Here is a 6773-nt window from a genome sequence, read left to right as displayed (position 1 = left end):
CGGAAGTTAAGTGCCGCCGCGGCAATGGTACTGCGTCTCAAGACGTGGGAGAGTAGCTCACCGCCAAACCTGATAATCAACCAAAACTCTAAACAGCCAACGCGGGGTGGAGCAGCCAGGTAGCTCGTCAGGCTCATAACCTGAAGGTCACAGGTTCAAATCCTGTCCCCGCAACCAAATACTACCAAAATATCAACACGCTACGCAGCGCCCTAAGGGGCGCTTCTTGCGTTTACCTGAGCCGTGTCCGCACAGTGTCCGCAAACGTGATGCAAATAATTCAACTCAGCTAGCGCAGGCACACGACCGCCAGCACCAGCTGAGGGCAGGGCGCTTATGGCCCAGAACCGACATCCGACTCCGATTATCAATGCTGCGGGTACACTCCGAATGGCCGCCATTCGGTATGAGTGCAAAAACTGGATCTGCGAATCCTCCTTCTATTGTTCGGAATCGGAAAACGCGTTTACAATCCCTTCGCTCCAAGCGACGAGCACCTCATGTTTGCCAGCGCAATTGAGTAGATTGATGCGGTCTCGTCTCCATAATCTTTCTACGTCAGCCTGCGTGGCTGCCTCGAGCGGTATCAATACTGGTTCTTCACAAGGTTCCGTCGCAATTCTTGGTGGTGCAGGAATCTTCAATCCAACCCCTGACAGGGTACTGGCAGCTTCACCGGTTAACGACGGTGGATCAGATGGGTTATTCAGAACCGCAACTGCCCACTCTCGCAACGCGGTTGTGTCCTCATCCGATGGTGCGGTTGTTAGTATTGAGACCGCCAGCGGGGTGATGGATGCAGCTGTCAGTTGCCTAGTCCTTTCTGAGTTCCAAATATATAAAGCTACGGCGACGACTAGCGGGACGAGAACAGAACCGACGACCTTGCCGATTATTTCTGCCTTGTCCCAGTAGTCTTTTTGTTTAGTCCCTTCTGCCAATTCACAACTCCCAACTACCTTGCAGATCGTTTGCAAGCATTGCTCGAGACCCTATCATGATCCAAATATCGGCTTTACGGAAAATTGGCTTGAGTGGCCTGCTGCCGGTTTCGTGGACACGAAGATAAGATCGTGACCACGGAAACGGAGATCAGACATGGTAAGACGGAAGTTCACAAAGGAGTTCAAGTTTGAGGCTGTGAAGCTGGTGACAGAACGGGGCGTTGCGGTGGCGCAGGCAGCCCGGGATCTGGATCTGGCCGAGAGCGTGCTGAGACGTTGGATGCGGGAGGCCTCGGCGGCACCCGTCACGGCGTTCCCCGGCAATGGCCAGCAGCGTGCCGAGTTGGCCGAGATCGCAGCATTGAAGAAGGAGGTCGCCAAGCTCAAGGCGGAGCGTGACATCCTAAAAAAGGCCGCAGCATACTTCGCGAGGGAAGCGACATGAAGTTCGCCTTCATCGCGAAGCACCGACATATCTGGCCGGTCAGCTGGCTGTGCGAGGTTCTGGAGGTGTCGCGCTCGGGCTTCCATGCGTGGCTCAATCGCCCTCTCAGCGACCGGGCGATCCTTGATGTAAAGCTCGTCGCGGCCATCGACACGAGCTTCAAGGCCAGCGACCGAACCTATGGTGCCCGCCGCGTCTGGCATGACGTCCTCGAAGAGGGACTGAGGTGCGGCCTCCACCGGATCGAGCGGCTGATGCGCCAGAACGCATTGAGAGCACGTCCAAAACGGCGCGGAAAGCCAGGAGACGATGGCGAACGGTCGGTGATTGCCGACAACATCCTTGATCGGGACTTCGAAGCGGATCGCCCGAACCAGAAGTGGCTGGCCGATTTCACCTATATCTGGACCGCGCAGGGCTGGCTCTATGTCGCCGTCGTGCTGGACTTGTTCTCCCGCCGCGTAGTCGGCTGGTCGATGAAGGCCGAGCGGGATGCCTCACTGGTCATGGACGCCCTGATGATGGCCGTCTGGCGCCGCGGGAAGGCGGACGCCCTGCTTCATCACTCGGACCAGGGATCGCAATACACCAGCGAGCAGTTTCAGCGCCTGCTGGCCGACAACGACATCACCTGCTCCATGAGCCGGGCTGGAAACGTCTGGGACAATTCTGCGATGGAGAGCTTCTTTTCGTCGCTGAAAATCGAACGAGCCAACCGCAAGGTCTATCGGACCCGCGACGAAGCCCGTGCCGACGTGTTCGACTATATCGAGCGCTTCTACAACCCGCGCAGACGGCACTCGAAGCTGGGCTATCTCAGCCTCAAGGAGTTCGAGGCACGCGCTATGCTAGCTTAACCCGCTGTCCATGAAACCGGCAGCAGGCCACATACCAATATTGCAGCCTCGACGGTGTTCGCCTCGATTTCGGGGTCATCGGTGGCTACGGCGGCAACTATCGGTACGGTGGCTTTTCCCACCTTCCGGAAACATAACTACGCCGAGGCTTGGGTCGCGGGCAGCGTGGCCTCGGGCGCGACGTTGGGTATCCTGATCCCGCCGTCGATCAACCTGATCATCTACGGGGCAATCACCAACAGCTCTATCGGGGCGCTGTTCGTGGCGGGCATTCTGCCCGGCGTATTGCTGGCGCTGTGCTTCATGTTGATAATCGCGGTTGCGGCCACGCTGAACCCGGCGATTTCAGGCCGCCCGCAGCCGCTTGCTCAATGGCCCGAGCGGCGTAAACGGCTGGTCGACCCTGTGCCGCCATTGGTGATTTTCATCCTTGTCATGGGGTCGATCTATCTGGGCTTTGCCACCCCGACAGAGGCCGCTGGTGTCGGGGTGATCGCCGCAATCGGTTTGACGGCCTTCTACGGATCGCTCAACTGGTCGATGCTGCGCGAAGCGATGCTGTCGGCGGTGACAACGACTGGCATGACGCTCTTGATCCTGATCGCGGCCTTTTACCTGAACTTCATCCTTGGGGTTCTGGGCGTTCCGGCGCAGGTGTCGTCTTTCGTGTCTGGCTTTGACGTGGCACCGCTGACCATGGTGCTGTTGCTAGTGCTTCTATACATGGTGCTGGGGTGCTTTCTGGATGCTTTGGCGATGATGATCGCGACCACCCCCATCGTGCTGCCTATCGTAACATTGTTGGGCTATGACAGCATCTGGTTCGGGATATTCTTGGTGCTGATGTGTGAATTGGCGCTGATTACGCCGCCCGTGGGCATGAACCTCTATGTCACGCAAAGCGTTCGGGGGCGGGGTGACGTAGGGACCGTGATCGCGGGGGTGATGCCCTTCGCGCTGTGCATCCTTGTAGTGGTCGCCGTGATCGCAATTTTCCCTGGGGTTCTCATCTAAGGAGCTTGCGCAGGTGGGCGGTAATTCATGCCGGGGCGAATATCGCCCCGGCATTTTGCTTAATGCAGCAGTCAGAGTGTGAACAGCCGGCCCCAGCCCCGAACCCGCGACGGGTCTGCCCCGGCGGTCCGCATCGACTGCCACAGCGCCGCCGAGACACTGTCGATGACGGGAATTCCCGTTTCGGCCTCTATTTGCGGCGCGATGCCGGTGCCGCGAAAGTTGGTGCAATAGATTGCGATGGCCTCTGGTTGCGCGGTGGCAACGTCGCGGCACATTTGTGCAATCTGCTCAGCGCTATATTCCGCAAAAGAGAAATTGCCCGGATCGTTCAGATGGCGCTCGGCCACCACGGTGTAGCCGTGGGTTTCATAATTCGCCACGATTGCCGACTGAATTTCCGGCAGGTAAGGCGTGACGATGGCAATGCGCCGTGCGCCGAACCCTTCGAACAGCGCGTTCATCGCGCCCACGCAAGAGCAGGCCTTGATCCCGGTGCGGGACTCGATTGCTTCAATCAGGCGGGCATCTTTTTCGAAACCCAGCCAGCCGGACGAGGTGCCGTTCCAGCAGATTGACTGCACCTTCGCCTCCGCCAGCAGCTCTGCGGCTTCCAGCATCGGTTCTAGCTCGAATTGCCCGCGAGAGTCGTCCTCCATCGAGATTTTCAGGACACGCAAACGCTGGAAATGCGCCGAGACGTCTGGAAGGTCGGACAGCATCGCAGCGGTGAATGGTTCCAGCACCGTATTGGACGACGGGGTCAACATCCCCAATCGTGTCGTGGCGAGTTGGTCGGTCATTGCGCGTCTCTTTCTATTGTCGATGTGGCCATCGGATGGCCGCGTTGCAGGTGCTGCCCGACCGGGTCGGATACAGGCTTGCCGTTCAGCATCGTCGTGATGCAACGCAGGATGGTGCGAACCGGCCAGCCAGTGACCATGAACCCCTCCCAAGGGGTGTAATCGGTGCCATGGTGAAGTTCGGCCTGCCGGATCGGCTTGGTCAGTGTAGGATCTCACAGCGTGATGTCGGCATCCGCCCCCACAATGATAGCGCCCTTGCGCGGGTATTGGCCATAAAGCCGCGCGTGGTTCGTCGCGGTCAGGTCTGCGAACTGTTCCAGCGTCAACCGACCGGTCATCACGCCTTCGGAAAAGAGGATCGCCAGGCGCGTTTCCACACCCGGTATGCCGTTGGGGATGTTGCGAAAGCTTGTCCGTGCGCCGGGCGCGTCCTTGCCTGCGAGATCGGCGAAGCGGAACGGACAATGATCCGATGAAAACAGATCGAAGGTGCCCTGTTCAATCCCGGCCCAGATCTTCGGCCATTCCTCGGATGTGCGGGGCGGCGGCGAACAGACATATTTCGCCCCTTCAAATCCACCGCGATCCAAGTCCTGCGCGGTCAGTGTTATGTATTGCGGGCAGGTTTCCGCATAGACGGTCAGGCCACGCGCGCGGGCGCGTTCGATCTCTTCCTTCGCCGCACCGTTTGAGACATGTACGATGGTCAGCGGCACCCCTGCGATCTCGGCCAGCGATATCGCGCGATGCGTCGCCTCGCGTTCAACCGGGATCGGCCGCGTCGAGGCGTGATGACAAGGTCCGGTTTCGCCCGCGCGCTCGGCCCGGTCGCGCAGAAATTCGATGGCGTCTTCCTTTTCGGCATGGACCATGACCATTGCGCCATACTCGCGTGCAACGGCCATCACCTCCAGAATTTGCCGATCCGTCAGCCTCAGCCCTTCATAGGTCATGAACACCTTGAAGCTCGTATAGCCCGACCGGATCAACGCAGGCAGGTCCTGACCGAGCGTGACCGGGTCGGTCGATTTGACGATCAGGTGAAAGGATACGTCTGTCAGGCACTTGCCTGCGGCCTTGGCACGGTAGGCGGCGACTGCTTCGCGCAGGGTTTGCCCTTCCTCGGGCAGGCAAAAGGGCAGCACTGTCGTGTTGCCCCCGCAGGCGGCGGCCCGCGTGCCAGAAGTGAAATCATCCGCCATCTCTATCCCTGGGCCGGACGGTTGAGAGATATGGACATGGCTGTCAATACCGCCGGGCAATGCGATAAGCCCCGAGGCGTCGATCATATCAGCCCCGTCAAGGGCGGTCCCTATCGTCTCTATGCGCCCTTGAACGATCCCGATATCGGTCTTCACTTCGCCCATGGGCGTCACTACGCGCGCGCCCCAGATTACTGTGTCATGTCGCATGTCGTTTCCCTATGTTCCAATTGGTCTGGGTCGTTGCGAAGCGGAAATCTAAAGAAACGCATCTGTCTTGTTGCCGTTTTTTGGTTCTGCCCGTGATGTTGTCATGCGTAATCCTTGATCGGTTTACCTTGGTTCAGCTGCGAAACACCCGAAGTAACGCGAGTGCGGAAAACAGAAAGAATGCCAGTAAAAGAGACCCGGCACTTGCGCCACCTACGGCCATCGCAAGCCCCAAAGAAAAGGGCACGATAACACCGCCGATATTCGTGACCAGCATCGTGTATCCCATGGCCCCACCCAGAAGATGTTCGGGCGCAAGGCGCGCGGTCAGAGCGACATGCAGCCCCACGGCGGCGCATGTCGTGAACCCAAGAACGAAACAGGCGATCACGGCCAGCAGGGGGCTTTCGATCCGGGTGTTCACGCCCAGCAAGGCCAAGCCAGCAAGGCCGATGACACATAACCAACAAAGGGCAACGGCCGCATCGCCATTGCACAGCTTGTCAGTCAACGCGCCCCAGATAACCCGCCCTGTGAATGTTCCAATGTGAAGTGCCGCAAGACAGACACCAAGCAGCGCAGCTGCTGCCGTTGTCCCGGTTTGCAACAGCTCTGGGAGATGGGCCCATAGGGCGAATTGCAGCCCATTCGTTAGCCCAGCGGCAAGGTTTGCCCGCCCAAGGCCGGGAGTGGTCAGGATCTCTGCCAAGCGGGCCTTGGAGAATGATGTTTGACGGGGCAACACTTGCCCTGATGGCAGAAGCAGCAGGAACAGACAGCCCGCGACAAGCGCGATGGCCGCGGCACATAAGATACCCGCCTGCCAGCCCCAGTTCTTCCCAAGCAGGGCAGTCAAGCTGCCAAGTGCCGCGCCCACGGGCACGCCGGTTTGCTTCAAGCTAAGAAGCGTGGCGCGCCATTTCGGCGAAAACCAAAGGGTGACTGCAACCCCCGCTGCCGGGTTTATCAGCCCGTAGCCTGCACCACAAAGCATCATTCCAGCGCCAAGTTGAACAAGCCCCTGCGATGTTCCTGCCAGCACAAGCCCCGTCGCGATGGTCGTTGCGGCAAAGCTGAGTGCTGTGCGTGTGCCCAGCCGATCTGTCACCAAACCGGCTGGCAGTGACGCAACCGCCAATGCTGCCGAATACACACTTGCCAATCCACCGATCTGCAATGGCGACAATTCCAGATCGGCGGAAATATGGGGTCCAGCCGTCAGAACGGACAGGATCGAGAGTGCGCCGAGCGCGTGTGCCAGAAAGACCAACCCGAAATGCACTCTTGCGCGATCT

Annotated in this window: 5 protein-coding genes, 1 tRNA gene and 1 pseudogene; 3 read left to right on the top strand and 4 right to left on the bottom strand. The window is 59.1% G+C overall.

Going from position 1 to position 6773, the window contains the following annotated elements; all coding sequences use genetic code 11:
• The first annotated feature begins 100 nt into the window (after positions 1 to 100).
• Positions 101 to 177 (top strand) — tRNA-Met (locus tag J1C52_RS14080).
• A 263-nt stretch (positions 178 to 440) separates the two neighbouring features.
• Here the strand turns inward: J1C52_RS14080 and J1C52_RS14075 are convergent.
• Positions 441 to 941 carry a hypothetical protein gene (locus J1C52_RS14075; RefSeq protein ID WP_227428574.1) on the bottom strand — a complete coding sequence of 167 codons (501 nt, stop codon included), beginning with the start codon at positions 939 to 941 and terminating at the stop codon, positions 441 to 443.
• Between the two features lie 157 nt (positions 942 to 1098).
• Here J1C52_RS14075 and J1C52_RS14070 point away from each other — a divergent pair.
• A protein-coding gene (locus tag J1C52_RS14070; RefSeq protein WP_227428573.1) for an IS3 family transposase occupies positions 1099 to 2246 on the top strand; the annotation gives its coding sequence in 2 pieces (ribosomal slippage) (positions 1099 to 1348 and positions 1348 to 2246; 1149 coding nt in all).
• Positions 2247 to 2276: 30 nt separating this feature from the next.
• Positions 2277 to 3260: pseudogene (locus J1C52_RS14065) on the top strand (TRAP transporter large permease); the annotation flags it as partial.
• Between the two features lie 71 nt (positions 3261 to 3331).
• Here the strand turns inward: J1C52_RS14065 and J1C52_RS14060 are convergent.
• The 3 genes from J1C52_RS14060 to J1C52_RS14050 all read right to left on the bottom strand — a co-directional run bounded on the left by J1C52_RS14060 (position 3332) and on the right by J1C52_RS14050 (position 6748).
• The gene (locus J1C52_RS14060; protein ID WP_227428572.1) at positions 3332 to 4063 is read right to left on the bottom strand and encodes a maleate cis-trans isomerase family protein; all 732 of its coding nucleotides are present in this window, start codon (positions 4061 to 4063) and stop codon (positions 3332 to 3334) included.
• Positions 4064 to 4278: 215 nt separating this feature from the next.
• Positions 4279 to 5478 carry a dihydropyrimidinase gene (gene hydA, locus J1C52_RS14055; protein WP_370633275.1) on the bottom strand — a complete coding sequence of 400 codons (1200 nt, stop codon included), beginning with the start codon at positions 5476 to 5478 and terminating at the stop codon, positions 4279 to 4281.
• Positions 5479 to 5611: 133 nt separating this feature from the next.
• Positions 5612 to 6748 carry an MFS transporter gene (locus J1C52_RS14050; RefSeq protein ID WP_227428571.1) on the bottom strand — a complete coding sequence of 379 codons (1137 nt, stop codon included), beginning with the start codon at positions 6746 to 6748 and terminating at the stop codon, positions 5612 to 5614.
• Positions 6749 to 6773 lie beyond the last annotated feature (25 nt).

This window comes from Roseibaca sp. Y0-43, assembly GCF_020667835.1.
Taxonomy (GTDB): Bacteria; Pseudomonadota; Alphaproteobacteria; order Rhodobacterales; family Rhodobacteraceae; genus Roseinatronobacter.
The sequence above is the reverse complement of the archived record's forward strand: the minus strand, read 5'-3'. Positions and strand labels throughout refer to the sequence as shown.

Bases quoted from the DNA above. Each gene is read 5' to 3' on its own strand.
- J1C52_RS14060 (WP_227428572.1), bottom strand. From the start codon at position 4,063: ATGACCGACCAACTCGCCACGACACGATTGGGGATGTTGACCCCGTCG.
- hydA (WP_370633275.1), bottom strand. From the start codon at position 5,478: ATGCGACATGACACAGTAATCTGGGGCGCGCGCGTAGTGACGCCCATG.